Below are 16,331 nucleotides of genomic sequence, written 5' to 3'. Positions count from 1 at the left end.
AAACACGCTGCCGCCGGCAAGATTTCCAGCGGAAAACGCGATGTCGCTATCGAGCGACAAAGTCGGTCCGGCCGAGCTCTTTGCCTGTCACCGGATCTAACCGCAAGAGGGCAGTCTTGCTGCCTTCACGCACGAGAACCAGCAACATGCCTTCGCCCGTGCTGACCTGCAGGATGTCTGCATCAGCGCCGACAGCGATCGTCGCGGCAAACGGCGCATCCGACAGATCACTCTTGTTGCTATTGATCTTGTAGAGAATTGCTGCAAAGACAGCGATAAAGCCCGCGATCATGACGAGGGAAGAGCCGAGCAACAGGCGCTTCAACTTTGCCTGGATACGTTGGGCTTCCGGATCGAGCGGCGCCTCACCCGGCCCTCCATCCCGATTTTCAGGTTGTGACATGACAGACAATTCCCTCGATGATCCGGCCGAGCAGGACCAGGATTTCACGTTAACAGTTGATGCAGCCGATGCCGGGAAACGGCTGGATGCGGTTTTGGCGGCGCATCTGGACGCCCTCAGCCGCAACAGGATCCAGTCCCTGATCAAGTCCGGAGACGTCACCGTCGGCGGCGCGAAAATAGTGGAGCCGAAATACCGGGTCAATGAAGGTGATGCCTTGTGCCTCACTTTACCCGAGCCGGAAGACCCCGAACCGCAGGGCGAGAACATTTCGATTGCCGTGGTCTTCGAGGACGAGCACCTGATTGTCGTCGACAAGCCGGCCGGCCTCGTTGTTCATCCGGGCGCCGGCAACTGGACCGGCACGCTGGTCAACGCCCTGATCCATCATTGCGGCGACAGCCTGTCGGGCATCGGCGGCGTCAAGCGCCCCGGCATCGTTCACCGGATCGACAAGGACACGTCCGGTCTGCTCGTGGTGGCCAAGACCGACCAGGCCCACAAGGGCCTCGCCGCGCAATTTGCCGACCACGGCAAGACCGGCCCTCTGGAGCGGGCCTATTCCGCTCTGGTATGGGGAACGCCCTCGGCGCTCAAGGGAACCATCAACGCCAATCTGGCCCGGTCTCAGGCAAACCGGCAGAAAATCGCCGTCGTCAAGACAAGCGGCCGCCATGCGGTCACGCACTGGCAGGTCAAGGAGCGCTTCGGCAATGACGATCAGCCTGCCCTCGCCTCCTTGATGGAGTGCCGCCTGGAGACCGGCCGCACGCACCAGATCCGCGTGCATATGGCCCATGTCGGTCACCCGCTGATTGGCGACGACGATTACGGCGCGGGTTTCAAAACCAAGGCCAACCGTCTGGACGAGCCGCTCAAGGGCCTGATCCAGGGCTTCAACAGGCAGGCGCTGCATGCCGGTCTGCTGGCGTTCGAACATCCGGCAAACGGTAAGACTTTGCGCTTTGAGAGCCCATATCCGGCTGATTTCGCAAATCTTTTGTCAGGATTACAAAAATTTTAGGATCAGTTTCCGATTTCCTGTCATGTAATTGGCCAATTTGAACCTATATTAGGTGCCTTGTGTGCCTGAACGGACACTATTCTGCGTCCGACCTTCCTCCCAAATGGCTTGCTTGCGTATCTCTGCGGGGCAGCGGGAGGAATTGGAACGCAAACTTGACGAAAGGGGGTGCATCACATGGCCCAGAACGTACCGACGCTCACAGCCGGGGAAGGCGGTCTCAGCCGCTACCTGGACGAGATTCGCAAGTTTCCAATGCTGCAGCCGCAGGAAGAATACATGCTCGCCAAGCGCTACAAGGAGCATGAGGACCCTGAGGCCGCCGAGCGGCTGGTGAATTCCCACCTGCGCCTTGTTGCCAAAATTGCCATGGGTTACCGCGGCTACGGCCTGCCGATCGGAGAAGTCGTCTCCGAGGGCAATGTCGGCCTGATGCAGGCGGTCAAACGCTTTGAGCCGGACAAGGGCTTCCGGCTCGCGACCTATGCCATGTGGTGGATCAAGGCCGCCATCCAGGAATACATCCTGCGCTCCTGGTCGCTGGTCAAGATGGGCACCACCGCCAACCAGAAGCGCCTGTTCTTCAACCTGCGCCGCCTGAAAGGCAAGATCCAGGCACTGGATGAAGGCGATCTGAAACCGCATCAGGTGACCGAAATCGCGACCAAGCTCGGTGTCAGCGAAGAAGAAGTGATTTCCATGAACCGCCGCCTCGGCGGCGATGCCAGCCTGAACGCGCCCGTGCGCGCGGAAGCCGATGCCGGCGAATGGCAGGATTGGCTGGTCGACGAAAGCGACAGCCAGGAAACCATGCTCGCCAAGCAGGAAGAGCTGGACCTGCGCCGCAAGATGCTGAGCGAGGCCATGGATGTGCTCAATGAGCGCGAGCGCCGCATCTTCGAGGCCCGCCGCCTTTCGGAAGATCCGATGACGCTGGAAGATCTGTCCGGCGAGTTCGGCGTCAGCCGCGAGCGTGTCCGCCAGATCGAGGTCCGCGCCTTTGAAAAGGTGCAAAAGGCCGTGCGCAACAGCGCCCGTTCGCTGGACCAGCAGCCGTCGGCCTGACGCATTCTGTACCGGAAAAACAAAAAACGCTGGAGCCTCGGCTCCAGCGTTTTTTGTTTTTGGGAAGCCATCCCTCAGTACGAATCTGACTTAGCGGATCTCGACCGCGTAGCTGTCTACCCGCGGCACCTTGCTGATCAGGCCCGCTTCGGCCATGAACTCGGCGAAGCGCTGGTAGCGGCCTTCGTCCAGGGCGGCCGGACGCTTGGCGAAACGCGGCAGCGTGTCCGCCCAGGCGCGCTTGTTCAATTCGTCATTCAGATGCGGATAGGCCTCGATGAAGGCGTTCCAGGCCTCGTCCGGATGGTTGGTCAGATAGACGGTGGCTGCCTCGACCGCCGCCAGGAACTTCTTGAACCTCGGGTCGTCGGTCTTGTCCTTGTTGACCACGTAGATCAGCTCGTCGAACACCGGAACGCCGTTTTCTTCCGGGAAGAAGGCCTTGCCCGGCTTGCCTTCGATCTCAAGCTGGGTCAGCTCGAAATTGCGATAGGCACCGATCACCGCATCCACCTGGCCCGACAGCAGCGAGCCGGACAGCGCGAAATTGACATTGACCAGCTCGACATCGTCCATGGTCAGCCCTTGGGAGCGCAGCATCTGGCCGAGCATGGCGTCCTCGAAACCGGACACCGAGAACCCAATCGTCTTGCCTTTCAGATCCTTGAGCTCCTTGATGGGACCGTCCTTCAGAACGATCAGCGAATTGAGCGGCGTTTCCACCAGCGTGCCGATCCACTTCAAGGGAAGTTCTTCCTCGATCTGGGCGTGCAGCGTCGGCTGATAGGACACAGCGATATCGCCCTGCCCCGCCGCCACCAGTTTGGGCGGCATCGCGGGATCGGCCGGTTCGATGATCTCAACATCCAGACCTTCCGCCTCGAAGAAGCCCTTGGCCTGAGCGGTGACCAGCGGCGCATGGTCCGGGTTGACGAACCAGTCCAGCAGCAGGGTCAGCTTGTCGGCCGCATGGGCCGGGGCCGAGGCCAGCAGGCCGGCGGCAAGCGCGAGGGAAAGGAACTGTTTTTTCATGGACGTCCTCCATTGGGCAGTCGTCAGGTGACGGCCTGCCAGGGCACTAGATATTGGGTGAGACGATTGACGACGAAGCGCATGATCAGCACCATCGCCGCCAGAAGAATAAGGGCCGCGAACATCAGGTCCGCCTGCATGCGGTTGCTGCTCTGAAGCATGATGAAAGCAAGGCCGCCCTTGGCGCCGGCCCATTCGCCGATGATGGCGCCCATGGGCGCGAACACCGCGGCAACACGCAATCCCGAGGCAAAGGCCGGCAGGCCGGACGGCAGCCGGAACAGCCACAATTCACGCAGCCGCGACACACGGTAGAGCCTGGCCAAATCGCCAAGCCCCGGATCGAGTCTCTGCAGACCGTCGAAAAAGGTCGATGTCACGGTGAAGAAAATCACCAGGATCACGACCACGATCTTGGAGGCAAGACCATATCCGAGCCACAGCACCAGGATCGGCGCGATGGCGAAGACGGGCAGGGCCTGGGTGACGAGGATCGGCGGCATCGCCAGCCGGGCGGCAACAGGGAACAGCCACAACATCACCGACAGCGCGGCCCCGGCCAGGGCGCCGAGCCCAAATCCAAGCACCGTCTCGTAGGCGGTGATCCCCGCGTGCTGAAGCAGAAAACCGGCATTTTTGACGAAGGCGGCGGCGACCCGTTCCGGACCGGGCAGGATATAGTGCGGGGTATCGAACACCACGACGATCGCGGCCCAGAGTGCAACGGCAAGCGCCAGACCCGCTAGGGTCCTCAGGAGCGGCATCAGGAAAGGCATCATCGTTCCCGGCCTTTCTGCCCGCCTCTTTTGGCGGAGGCAGGGGCAGGACCTGAAAACGGCACCGACATCAACTGCCGCAATGGCAGATAAAAACGCATAGGATCTCCCGTCTTCGGCCAAGGCCGAAAGTGACACTGGAGATCCGGGAATAGGCTAAAGGTTTCCGTCCCTTCGCCGGCATGACCCGGATCAGGTTCTAAGGGTTCGGCGGTTGCCATCTCAGTTCCGGATACCGGAACACCCCTCGGACCAAGCGGGACCATGCCTTCTTGAGCGGAAAAAGGCAAGCCGCTGATTTGCGGCTTTTTCAGTTTTACGGAGAGACGTTACGGCTCAGAGCGTTTCACGATTAGACTGAAGCCTTCTGTTTGACGTCCGGCGAGACGCATGCGCGGAGGGTTGCGAAACCCATAGCGGGGCTATGGGTGAGCGGCACGACAAAGCAGACGTCCGCCGAACGCGAACCCGGAGGGCCGGGCCGGTTTGGTCCAATGCCGTCGGTCTTTGTCTCGACCGTGCAGGCAGCACGGCCTTCGACAAAGCTCTCGGCCTTGAACCAAACCGACCACGGCAGAAGGTGTCAATCTAACCGCGAAACGCTCTAACCGGCTTGCCAGGCGGTGATGGCCTTCTCGACGGCGTCCTCACCGGCGGCGCCTTTTTCGAGGGTCAGGATGCCGCGCTTGCCGTTCTCATAGAGCATGGGAATGTCGATCCAGCCGCGTTCGCGCAGGAGCGCAAGATTGCGTTGCTGTTCGTTCGGCAGGCTGGACAAGGCGATCCAGAAGAAGCCGGGCGACACTTTCACGGAGGCTCCGATCAGGGCGTCGCCACGGGCTTCCTCGGTCGGCTTCATGACCAGACCGGGCACGTTCACGACATCGCCGGCGGCAAAGCTTTCCGGGAACTCGTATTTGATCTCGACCAGATGGCTCGCCGGCAGCGAGGTGTCGTCATTCGGCTTGATGCGGATATCGACCTTGACATCCCGTTCCGGAATTTCGATGGCGGCGGTCAAAACGGCCTGAGATTCGCCCTCGAGATTGGTTTCCTCCTCGAGGGACCAGACAACAGCACCCTGAGCTGCAGTCCCCGCGCCACCGGCTTCCTCGCCTTCCTCGTAGAGGATCGAGCGTTGCACGCTGTTGTCCGTCGCAACAGCCGTATCGGACGGTGCGGTTTCCTCGGGCGAGATGGCGGCAAGATTGTCTTCCGGCACGGCGACGGGCGGTTGTTCCGGCACCGCCGGCGCACCGTCCGGAGCGGTTTCGCTGCCAGCCGAACTGACAATCGAAGGCTGCGTCGGCACTACGGGCTCGGTCTGCGGCGTGATCGTCGTCGTCGTCACCGTCCGGGCATCGGGGGCGACCACATCACCAGTACCGTCATTGAGCAGTCTGTCCGTGTTCTTGGAGGTATCCTCCGCAGGCGTATCGGTCGCCGGCGCGGCCGGCTCCGGCTGCGTGTCTGGCTGAAGGGCCGTTGCGGTCTGCGTATCTTCGGCCGGTGCGGACGGACCGGAATCGGCGGTCTGGTCTCCGGACGGCAGCAGGAAATAGGCGCCAGCTCCAAGAAGCAGGACCATCAGCACGGCAGCCGCAGCAATCAGCGGGATCTTGTTACCGGAGGATTTCTCCCGCAAGGCATCCGACGCGCTCGGTTTCGACCGGCGGCCGCGGCCGGTTTTCTTGGCCGCCTGGTCCGGTTTGTTTTCGGCCTGCAGCCCGCTCCCCGTCGCGTCCTCCGCGATGGTCGCCGTTTGCGGCTCCGGTTCAAAAAGACCGTCATCCGCCTTGGCCGGGCTGCCGAAAGCCGGCTCCTGCCGGACAGGCGCGGCTTCGACGGCGGGTTGCTCTGCCCTGGGCTCGACCGCATCCCGCGCATTTTGCGTTGCCTGACTGGCGGCCGATCCCAGTGTTTCGGCTTCCGCAAGCGTGTCTTTCAGGGGAGACGGAGTTGCCTCGGCGGGTGCTGCGGCGGCCGGTTGTTCAACGACAGGCGCGGGTGCCGGTTCGGGCGCGGCCGGTTCGGTCTCTGAAACGGGAGCGGCAACCGTCGGAGCCGGTTCAGGCGCCGGAGCCGGCGGCTCGGGTTTCACGACAGGCGCCCCAAGGCCCAGGCTCTCGCGCGCGGCTTCGGCCTCGACCTTGCGGATGGCTTCTTCCAGGCGCAGCTGCTCCGCCGTGATTTCGGACGGAGCCAGCGGCGGTTCGTAGGCTTTCAGCTGGTTGACGATGGCATTGCGGGCACGGCTGTAGACGCTCCGTCGCGCAGCACCATTGTTTTCAGGCAAAGACGCGATCGTTTTCTTCAGAATTGAATAGTAATCAGCCATCTTCCTGCCTACCGGCCGACTGTAAGGAACTGGTACGCGGCCTGAAAAGTCCATACGGTCTCAGGCTTATATCAAGTTTTCGATGAACGGTGCGAATTCTTCAAGGCGTTTGCACCGGCAATCGTCCTTACAGCACTCCTTCCTACTAAAATACAGTCAAGCGGATCTCAAGCGATCCCCCAATGGTGATTGTGCGCCGAGATGATTCGCAGCGCACAGCCGTATTTCTTAATATTGGCCTTTAAAAGACAAATATCTCAATCCTGGAAGGGATTCTGCACAAGAATTGTGTCGTCCCGCTCCGGGCTTGTCGACAGCAGCGCAACCGGCGCACCGATCAGCTCCTCGACGTGACGGACATATTTGATCGCCTGTGCCGGCAGATCCGCCCAGGTGCGGGCACCTTCGGTAGATTCCTTCCAGCCCGGCAGGCTTTCATAGATCGGCTTGACCCGCTCCTGCGCGCCCTGGGACGCCGGCAGATAGTCGATCTTTTCGCCATCCAGCTCATAGCCGATGCAGATCTTGATTTCGTCAAGACCGTCGAGGACGTCCAGCTTGGTCAGCGCAATGCCGTTGATGCCGGACGTGCACACCGTCTGGCGCACCAGCACCGCATCGAACCAGCCGCAACGGCGGCGGCGGCCGGTGACGGTTCCGAATTCATGTCCGCGCGTTCCGAGGAATTCCCCGACCTCGTCGTTCAGCTCGGTCGGGAAAGGACCTTCGCCGACGCGGGTCGTGTAGGCCTTGGTGATGCCGAGCACGTAATTGACCGAACCCGGGCCAAGACCAGAGCCGGTAGCGGCCTGGCCTGCCACCGTGTTGGACGAGGTCACGAACGGATAGGTGCCATGGTCGATGTCCAGTAGCGCACCCTGGGCGCCCTCGAACAGGATCCGCTTGCCCTGACGGCGCAGATCGTCGAGCAGATACCAGACCTTGTCCATATAGGGCAGCACCTTGTCGGCGACGCTGGCCAGCTCGTCATAGATCGCTTGCGCGGACACTTCTTCCTGGCCCAGACCGCGGCGCAGCGCGTTGTGATGGGTCAGCAGCCGGTCGATCTTGGCCGGCAGGGTCGTGAGGTTCTTCAGGTCCATCAGGCGGATCGCCCGGCGGCCGACCTTGTCTTCATATGCCGGACCGATACCGCGTTTGGTCGTGCCAATCCGCGTGCCGGTGTTGGAATTCTCGCGCAATGCGTCAAGTTCGCGGTGCAGGGACAGGATCAGGGTCGCGTTCTCCGCCACACGCAGGCTTTCCGGCGTGACCACCACACCCTGTTTTCCGAGCCGTTCGACTTCGTCGGCCAGCGCATGCGGGTCGAGGACGACGCCATTGCCGATCACGGACAGTTTGCCTTCGCGGGCAACACCGGACGGCAGCAGCGACAGCTTGTAGCTGACGCCGTCAATGACGAGCGTATGACCGGCGTTGTGTCCGCCCTGGAACCTTACGATGACATCGGCCTGTTCCGACAACCAGTCGACAATCTTGCCCTTGCCCTCGTCTCCCCACTGCGAACCGACAACAACCACATTCGCCATTTAGACTTCGCTCTCCTGAAGCAGCTTCCCGGCAGCCCGGTTTCATGACCAAGGCGCCAACACGACAAGCCCCGGCAACCGGACCGGGGCAAACGGCGCGGACTATAGACAGGTTTGCGAGCGCAGGCGAGTCTCCCCGCGCGATTTGAGACCCGCGCAGAGGATTTTTTTGCGCCCGTCTCCGCAGCTTGCGACAAATAACCGCCGCAGCCACTTTCCGGACAGACTCCGCTCCTGTCCGGCTCAGCGCCTCCACGATTGCGGACCGGGGCGCCGGTTATTTGTCTGGCGGCCTTTCGTCCTCCGGCCGGTCGTTGCGGGCAAGCCGGAAAATCATTGGCGACGTCCTGAGCAACCAGACGAAACGATGGCGCCGGTCCGCCGGCACGGCTTCGCGAACGAAGATCCGGACCAGGATAAAGACAACCAGCAGCAGATGCAGGCTCGCGGTGTAGACGAAGAATGCAGACGCCCCGTAGCCGGCCATCACCACCGACGCCAGGAACGGACCCGCCATCGCACCGACCCCATAGGCCAGCGTCAACCCCGCGACCACGTCGACAAACTGACCCGGCTCGGCATGATCATTGGCATGGGCCGCACAAAGCGAATAGAGCGGCAAGGCGAAGCCGCCGAACAGGAACACGCCGGCGAACAGCTCAAAGCGCCCCGACGATCCGGAGATGAACAGGCAGGACAGACCCGCCCCGACCGTAAAGACACTGAGCACCACGCGCCGGTCGAACCTGTCGGAGAGCCATCCGGCCGGGAACTGGAACACGGCCCCGGCAAAGACCCAGATAGCGATGAACGCGGCGACCGTTTCGAGGCCCAGACCGACCTCGTCCACATAGATCGGCCCAACCATGCGGAAGGCACCGTTGGTAAGACCGATTGTCAGGGCGGTTACCAGGGCAACCGGCGACACCCGCCAGAGCATCAGTGGATCGATGAGCCGGGCGGGCGGCGCCTGCGGATTGCGCTCGCTGGTCAGCGAGATCGGCACCAGGGCAAGACAGAACAGGATCGCCAACACGATCAGGATGTCGGGTCCGAGCGGCCCGAAGGCGGGTAGAAGGAACTGGCTGCCCATCACGGCCGTCATGTCGACGATACGATAGACCGACAGAATCCGCCCGCGCGAGGCGTTCGAGGCAATGGAATTGAGCCAGCTTTCCAGCACCATGGTGGTGCCGCAAAACGCCGCGCCGCCAACAAGCCGGATCAGCATCCAGCCCCAGCCCGCGGGCGTGAACGAAATGGCCAGGACGGCAATGGCGCTGATGGCCGCCAGCGTCGAGAAGACGCGGATATGCCCCGCCCGCGCGATCAGGAACGGCGTCAGCAGCACGCCCAGGATCATGCCGCCGAAATAGAAGGATCCGAGCAGACCGACCATCGCATCGGACAGGCCCTCGGTTTTTGCCCGCACCGAAATCATCGTGACGGCAACCCCGTTCGCGCCCAGTAGACAGGCGGCGGCGACCAGAAGCGGGGTCAGGCGTCCGGCGAGCGGTCTTGTTGCCACGGCCGGGGCAGGCTGGGTCATGGGTAAAGAACTCTTGGAAACGCCGAAGCAACCCCTCCGGCGAACCCTCAGCCTTGCCGGACAAATGCCGTCGCGCAAGTCCGTAACGCTCGCTTTTCGGGTGTCGTCCACGCTGGCGTGGTGTTATCCGAAGAGACTTCGAAACCGGAGACAGGAAATGCCACTTAAAAACTGGATCATGCTTGCGGTGCTTGGCGCTATCTGGGGTGGATCGTTCCTGTTCGCCAAGGTTGCCGTTGCCGAGATCCCGCCGCTTGTCCTGGTGTTTTTGCGGGTGTCGATCGCCTGCGCCGTGCTTCTTGCGGTGCTCTGGTATCGAGGTCTGCTCGGCCGCCTCGAAGCGCGTCTCGCTGCCCCGTTCCTGATCATGGGGTTCCTGAACAACGCGGTACCGTTCTCGCTGCTGTTCCTGGGTCAGACCGCGATCGGCGCAGGTCTGGCTTCGATCCTGAACGCCACCACCCCGGTCTTCACCGTCATCGTCGCCAGTCTCCTGGTTCGCCAGGAAACCTTGCGCGCCCACCGTGTCGGTGGCGTCATTCTCGGGGTCGCCGGTGTCGCCGTGATGCTGTCGAGCAGCCTGTCGGGCCTGGCGACGGATCCGGTCTGGGCACAGCTCTGCTGCCTGGGCGCCGCCATCTCCTATGCCTGCGCCGCAACCTTCGCCCGGCGCTTCAGGGACGTACCCGCGCAAGTGGCGGCCACCGGCCAGCTGATGGGCTCCAGCCTGATCATGCTTCCCGTAGCGCTTTATGCAGGCGCGAACTGGTCGCCCCTGGCACCGAGCCTGACCGTCTGGGCCAATGTGATTGCACTTGGAATTCTGGCGACCGCCCTCGCCTATCTGATTTACTTTCGGCTGCTGTCGGAAGCCAGCGCGACCAATGCCTCACTGGTCACGCTGATCGTTCCGGCCAGCGCGCTCTTCTTCGGCTGGCTGATCCTGGGCGAAAATCTCAGCCCGCTGCAGTTCGGCGGCTTCGCGATCCTGTTGATCGGACTTGTCGTTCTGGACGGCCGGATCCTGAAGTGGCGGGGACAGAGCCTCGCGTGACGGCAAGCCCGGCGGCAGGCTGTTCGCCGCCGGGTGCCTGTCCGGCGCTCAGAATCTGAGCGCCTTGACCTGCTTGACGTGGCTGACTGCTTCCAGGCGGTTCATGACCTCGACCGGCACTTCACCATCGACTTCAACCAGACAGATCGCATCGTCGCCCGCGGCCAGGCGGCCGAGATGGAACGTTGCGATATTGACGCCGTTGTTGCCGAGTTCCATACCGAGATGACCGATGAAGCCTGGCTTGTCCTCGTTGGTGATATAGAGCATGTGGGAGCCGAGCTCGGCTTCCATGTTGATGCCCTTCACCTGGATGATGCGCGGTTTGCCGTCGGCAAAGACAGTGCCGGCAACGGAGCGCTCCTGGCGTTCGGTGATCACGGTCAGGCGGATATAGGTCTCGTAGGCGCCCTGCTTTTCGCGCCGGATCTCCTCGATCTTCATGCCGCGCTCCCTGGCCAGGATCGGCGCGGAGACCATGTTGACCGTCTGCAATAGCGGGGTCAGCAACCCGGTCAGCGCGGCAGAGGTCAGGGCCTGGACATTCATCTCGGCCACGGCACCGGCATATTCCAGCCGCACCCCTTCGATCCCGCTTTCGGTCAACTGACCGGCGAAGGAGCCGAGCTGTTCGGCGAGACGCACGAATGGCGCCAGTTTCGGCGCTTCTTCCGCGGAGATCGACGGCATGTTGAGCGCGTTGCGAACGGCACCGTCGAGCAGGTAGTCGCACATCTGTTCGGCCACCTGCAGAGCGACATTTTCCTGCGCTTCCGCGGTGGACGCGCCAAGATGCGGTGTCGATACGAAGTTGGGCGCACCGAAAAGCACGTTCTCCCTGGCCGGTTCCTCGATAAAGACGTCGAAGGCAGCGCCCGCCAAGTGTCCGGTCTCGAGCGCGGCGCGCACCGCTGCCTCGTCCGCCAGACCTCCGCGCGCGCAGTTGATGAGGTAAGCCCCCTTGCGCATCTTCGCGATGGCGTCCGCATTGATGATGTTGCGGGTCTTGTCGGTCATCGGCGTGTGCAGCGAGATGAAATCCGACCGGCACAGGAGCCCGTCCAATTCCACTTTCTCAACGCCGAGCGCGACTGCCCGTTCCGGGGTCAGGAAGGGATCATAAGCGATCACCTTCATCTTGAGGCCAATGGCCCGGTCGGCGACGATTGAACCGATATTGCCGCAACCGATCAGCCCGAGCGTCTTGCCGGTCAGCTCCCGGCCAATAAAGCGGGATTTTTCCCATTTGCCGGCCTGGGTCGAGGCATCGGCGGCCGGGATCTGGCGGGCCACCGCCATCATCATCGAGATTGCGTGTTCCGCGGTGGTGATGGCGTTGCCGAACGGCGTGTTCATCACGATGATGCCGCGCGCGGTTGCTTTCGGGATATCGACATTGTCGACGCCGATCCCGGCCCGGCCGATCACCTTGAGCTTGTCCGCCGCGGCGATGATCTTCTCCGTTGCCTTGGTGGCGGAGCGGATTGCCAGGCCGTCATACTGGCCGATGATCTGAAGAAGTTTTTCCTTGTCCTTGCCGACATCCGGCAGGAAGTCCACATCGATGCCGCGATCCTTGAAGATCTGTACGGCTGCGTCCGACAACTTGTCGGAAATCAGTACCTTGGGAGCCATTTGAGCCTCTCCTTGAACAGTCACTACGACCGGGCGGCGGTCCGCCCGGGATGGTTTTGTTTTTGGAGAAAATGCTCAGGTGGCCTGAGGCAGTTTCGCTTTCTGGGCCTGATAGGCCCAGTCGAGCCAGGCGGTCAGGGCCTCAAGATCGGAGGCCTCGACCGTGGCACCGGCCCAGATCCGCAAGCCGGACGGCGCATCGCGGTAGGCGCCGATGTCATAGGCGACACCTTCCGCATCGAGCGCACCGGCAAGACCCTTGGCAAAGGCGGCCTGATCGTCGGCGCTGAGCGCCTGGATGCCGGGATCCGTCACCTTGAGACAAACGGATGTGTTGGACCGGATTGCCGGATCCTCAGCAAGAAAATCCACCCAGTCCGTGCGCGCGACCCAGTCAGCCAGAACCTTGAGATTGTTGTCCGCACGGGCGCGCAGTGCCGTCAACCCGCCGAGGCCATCGGCCCATTTCAGCGCGTCGAGATAGTCCTCGACACAGAGCATCGAGGGCGTGTTGATGGTCTCGCCCTTGAAAATACCCTCGATCAGCTTGCCGCCCTTGGTCAGGCGGAAGATCTTCGGCATCGGCCAGGCCGGCGTGTGGCTTTCGAGGCGCTCGACGGCGCGCGGGCTCAGGATCAGAACACCATGCGCGGCTTCCCCGCCCAGCACCTTCTGCCAGGAGAAAGTCACCACATCGAGCTTGTCGAAGGCAAGATCCTGGGCGAAGGCGGCCGAGGTCGCGTCGCAGATCGTCAGCCCCTCGCGGCTGGCCGGGATCCAGTCGCCATTCGGCACGCGCACGCCGGACGTGGTACCGTTCCAGGTGAAGACAACGTCATTGGCGAAATTGACCTCGGAAAGATCCGGCAAGGTGCCGTAAGGCGCTTCCAGCACCCGGGCATTGTCGAGCTTCAGTTGCTTGATCACGTCGGTGACCCAGCCGGAGCCGAAGCTTTCCCAGGCCAGCATGTCGACGCCACGGGCGCCGAGCAGCGACCACAGAGCCATTTCCACGGCGCCTGTGTCGGAGGCCGGCACGATTCCGATCCGGTAGTTCGCCGGAACGTTCAGGACTTTGCGCGTCAAGTCGATGGCTTCGGCAAGTTTTGCCTTGCCAGGCTTGGCCCGGTGGGACCGGCCGAGCGGCGCATCGGCCAGTTGGTCTAGCGACCAGCCGGGACGTTTGGAACAGGGACCTGAAGAGAAATTGGGATTGGCCGGACGCAGGTCCGGCTTCGCGGTAAGCTCAGTCATATGTATCTACCCTCACAGATAGGAGCCCCTCGTTGGGGAGGGGTGGCCCACCTATGGGAATAAGGCGTTCCTGACCTTTGGTCAATTCAAATTCGGTAGGAACGCAAAAGGCCGGTCGAATGACCGGCCTTTCCGTCTAGCTGATCGGAAGATCAGAAATTGCTGGTGATCGGGCCCTGCGGCTCGTAATAGACCGGACCGGCCGGGGCCGACGTGGTGTTGAAATTGTAGCGCACGCCAAGGCGGATCTCATGGGCGGTCAGATCGTCCCATTCGACTCGGGTCTCTCCGGTGCCCGCGTCATGCAGCTTCACAGTGGCCGCATCCCCAAGGTCACGATACTGGTAGCCCGCGTCGATCGACCAATTGTCGTTGACGGCATATTCGGCACCAGCCATCAGCGCCCAAGCGAAGTTCCACTCGCTGTGTTTGCCATCGTAGTTGGTGCGGCCGGTACCGCCCGGGTTGATCGAATAGGTGTTGTCGGTCGTCACGTAAGACGCACCGATACCAGCACCGACATAGGGTGTGATCCGGTTCCAGGTGCCGAGATCGACATAACCGTTCAGCATGACGGTCCAGACGTCGACATCCGTGGACTCTGTCGAGAAACCACCCGTACAGGTTCCGCAGACCGCGTAGCCCTTGATGTTGGCCGAGGTTTCGTAGTCCAGCGTCACGTCCGTGCGCAGGTAGTTGTTGATCTGGTAACCGACACCGACGCCGACCATCCACGCATCATCCATGGACTCACGCTGGAACCGCAGATCGCCGATCACCGGATCGTTGAAGCTGCCGCTCGGATCGTTCCAGAATTTGTAGCCGATATCGCCGCGCAGGTACAAACCACCCGCCACGGGAACCTGCGGCACATGTTCGATGACCGGGGTTGGCAGATCCGCAGCGAAGCCCGCAGTGGAAAGCACAACAGCAAAGCCGGTCAAAGACAAACGCTTAAAGAAATTGTCCATGTCCTCGTCCTCTTCCAGTGAGCGCCCGCTTAACCAATGGTCGGACACATCAAACTTGAAAGCATACTGAGGGGAATTCATTAATTGTGACTTAACTCTGTTCTTTAACCCCGTTTTTTTACCTTAAGAAAGGATTAACAGAACTCGGCCTGTTTACCTGACATTAAAAAACCGCCCCTTCCGGGACGGTTTCCTGCAAGTATTTGTCAGATTTTATGCTGCAGAGCTTGCGACCACGCCGGCAATGTCATTGACCACCTGCTTAACGAGATCGGCATCGTCACCTTCCGCCATGACTCGAATCAACGGCTCCGTGCCCGACGCCCGGATCACCAGGCGGCCGGAACTCCCGAGACGGGCTTCGCCATCCTCGATCGCCGATTTAACAAGATCTTGCTCCAGGGGAGCGCCGCCCTTGTATCGCACGTTTTTCAGGATCTGCGGTACCGGCTCGAACCGGCGGCAGACCTCCGACACGGGCTTGTCCTGATCCTTGACGCAGGCCAGAACCTGCAACGCGGCGATCAGGCCGTCGCCGGTGGTGGCGAAATCGGACAGCACGATATGGCCGGACTGCTCGCCGCCGACATTGTAACCGTTGGCACGCATATGCTCGACCACATAGCGGTCGCCGACCTTGGTCCGGGCCAGACCGAGACCGAGATCCTGAAGATACCGCTCCAGTCCGAGATTGGACATCACCGTTGCCACGATACCCGGTGCCGACAGGCGGTCATGGGCCTGCCAGGATTGGGCAACCACCGCCATCAGCTGGTCACCGTCAATCACGGCACCGTTCTCATCGACGATGATCACCCGGTCAGCATCACCGTCCAGCGCGATGCCGATATCGGCGCGCACTTCATGGACCTTGCGCGACAGGGCACCGGTCGACGTTGAACCGCAGTCCTGGTTGATGTTGAAGCCATCCGGCGTCACGCCCATGGTGATCACATCGGCGCCCAGTTCCCAGAGCGCTTCCGGGGCCACCTTGTAGGCCGCGCCATTCGCACAATCGATAACCACGCGCAGGCCTTCCAGGCTCATTTCACGTGGCAGAGTACGCTTGGCGAATTCGATATAGCGTTGCTGGGCGCCGTCGATGCGTTTCGCGCGGCCGAGATCACGTGTGCCCGCCAGACGCGCGCTCACGTCGCTCTCGACGAGTCCCTCGATGGTCTTTTCGATCTCGTCGCTGAGCTTGAAGCCATCCGGACCGAAAAACTTGATGCCGTTGTCCTGGTAGGGATTGTGGGACGCGGAAATCATCACTCCGAGATCGGTGCGCAGCGACCTTGTCAGCATGGCCACAGCCGGTGTCGGCATCGGCCCGAGCAGGAACACGTCCATGCCGACGGAGGTGAAGCCGGCAACCAGCGCGGTTTCCAGCATGTAGCCGGAAAGACGCGTATCCTTGCCGATCACCACCCGGTGCCGGTGCCCGCCATTCTTGAACACCAGCCCGGCGGCCATACCCACTTTCAGGGCCATCTCGGCTGTCATCGGAAACTTGTTCGCCTGACCGCGAATTCCGTCGGTCCCAAAAAACTTACGCATCAATCATGCCTGTCCGGGTTTATTCAGTGCGCCCTTATTAGCGCAATTGAAGCCAATAACGATTCAAAATATGTGAGCAATTGTTACCATTCACAGGCACGTCCGATCAGCTGGAACGACAGA

The 16,331-nt window shown here is 61.7% G+C and carries 13 protein-coding genes and 1 riboswitch; of the genes, 3 read left to right on the top strand and 10 right to left on the bottom strand.

The window, feature by feature from the left end; translation table 11 throughout:
- Window positions 1-46: 46 nt before the first annotated feature.
- Window positions 47-403 carry a hypothetical protein gene (locus M0H32_RS13570; RefSeq protein ID WP_248154810.1) on the bottom strand — a complete coding sequence of 119 codons (357 nt, stop codon included), beginning with the start codon at window positions 401-403 and terminating at the stop codon, window positions 47-49.
- On the opposite strand from M0H32_RS13570, the gene M0H32_RS13565 reads away from it, so the two are divergent.
- Together M0H32_RS13565 and rpoH are read left to right on the top strand one after the other, a co-directional pair.
- Entirely contained in the window at window positions 402-1,427 is a 1,026-nt protein-coding gene (locus M0H32_RS13565) for an RluA family pseudouridine synthase (RefSeq protein WP_248154808.1), read from the top strand. The genes M0H32_RS13570 and M0H32_RS13565 overlap by 2 nt on opposite strands.
- 177 nt (window positions 1,428-1,604) lie before the next feature.
- Window positions 1,605-2,492: an RNA polymerase sigma factor RpoH gene (gene rpoH / locus M0H32_RS13560; protein WP_248154807.1), complete on the top strand. Its 888-nt coding sequence runs from the start codon at window positions 1,605-1,607 to the stop codon at window positions 2,490-2,492.
- A 90-nt stretch (window positions 2,493-2,582) separates the two neighbouring features.
- Here the strand turns inward: rpoH and M0H32_RS13555 are convergent, their stop codons facing one another.
- From M0H32_RS13555 to M0H32_RS13535, 5 genes are all read right to left on the bottom strand, one after another.
- Window positions 2,583-3,524: an ABC transporter substrate-binding protein gene (locus M0H32_RS13555; RefSeq protein WP_248154805.1), complete on the bottom strand. Its 942-nt coding sequence runs from the start codon at window positions 3,522-3,524 to the stop codon at window positions 2,583-2,585.
- A gap of 23 nt (window positions 3,525-3,547) precedes the next feature.
- Window positions 3,548-4,303: an ABC transporter permease gene (locus M0H32_RS13550; RefSeq protein ID WP_248154803.1), complete on the bottom strand. Its 756-nt coding sequence runs from the start codon at window positions 4,301-4,303 to the stop codon at window positions 3,548-3,550.
- 149 nt (window positions 4,304-4,452) lie between these two features.
- A riboswitch (TPP riboswitch) is annotated at window positions 4,453-4,558 on the bottom strand.
- Window positions 4,559-4,904: 346 nt separating this feature from the next.
- Window positions 4,905-6,638, bottom strand: coding sequence for a hypothetical protein (locus M0H32_RS13545; RefSeq protein WP_248154801.1), 1,734 nt, complete (start codon window positions 6,636-6,638; stop codon window positions 4,905-4,907).
- 257 nt (window positions 6,639-6,895) lie between these two features.
- Complete coding sequence (locus tag M0H32_RS13540) at window positions 6,896-8,188, bottom strand: adenylosuccinate synthase (protein ID WP_248154799.1); 1,293 nt, start codon at window positions 8,186-8,188, stop codon at window positions 6,896-6,898.
- A 277-nt stretch (window positions 8,189-8,465) separates the two neighbouring features.
- On the bottom strand, window positions 8,466-9,737 hold the full coding sequence (locus M0H32_RS13535; protein ID WP_248154797.1) for an MFS transporter: 1,272 nt from the start codon (window positions 9,735-9,737) through the stop codon (window positions 8,466-8,468).
- A 157-nt stretch (window positions 9,738-9,894) separates the two neighbouring features.
- On the opposite strand from M0H32_RS13535, the gene M0H32_RS13530 reads away from it, so the two are divergent.
- A complete protein-coding gene (locus M0H32_RS13530) occupies window positions 9,895-10,791 on the top strand; it encodes a DMT family transporter (protein ID WP_248154795.1) in 897 nt (298 codons plus the stop codon).
- Between the two features lie 48 nt (window positions 10,792-10,839).
- Here M0H32_RS13530 and serA read toward each other — a convergent pair whose 3' ends face one another.
- The 4 genes from serA to glmM form a co-directional block, all read right to left on the bottom strand.
- On the bottom strand, window positions 10,840-12,426 hold the full coding sequence (gene serA, locus M0H32_RS13525; protein WP_248154793.1) for a phosphoglycerate dehydrogenase: 1,587 nt from the start codon (window positions 12,424-12,426) through the stop codon (window positions 10,840-10,842).
- A gap of 75 nt (window positions 12,427-12,501) precedes the next feature.
- Window positions 12,502-13,680 carry a phosphoserine transaminase gene (locus M0H32_RS13520; protein ID WP_248154791.1) on the bottom strand — a complete coding sequence of 393 codons (1,179 nt, stop codon included), beginning with the start codon at window positions 13,678-13,680 and terminating at the stop codon, window positions 12,502-12,504.
- A gap of 152 nt (window positions 13,681-13,832) precedes the next feature.
- The gene (locus M0H32_RS13515; protein ID WP_248154789.1) at window positions 13,833-14,651 is read right to left on the bottom strand and encodes an outer membrane protein; all 819 of its coding nucleotides are present in this window, start codon (window positions 14,649-14,651) and stop codon (window positions 13,833-13,835) included.
- Window positions 14,652-14,864: 213 nt separating this feature from the next.
- Window positions 14,865-16,208, bottom strand: coding sequence for a phosphoglucosamine mutase (gene glmM, locus M0H32_RS13510; protein WP_425607317.1), 1,344 nt, complete (start codon window positions 16,206-16,208; stop codon window positions 14,865-14,867).
- Window positions 16,209-16,331 lie beyond the last annotated feature (123 nt).

This window comes from Roseibium sediminicola (genome assembly GCF_023156505.1).
Lineage (GTDB): Bacteria > Pseudomonadota > Alphaproteobacteria > Rhizobiales > Stappiaceae > Roseibium > Roseibium sediminicola.
The sequence above is the reverse complement of the archived record's forward strand: the minus strand, read 5'-3'. Positions and strand labels throughout refer to the sequence as shown.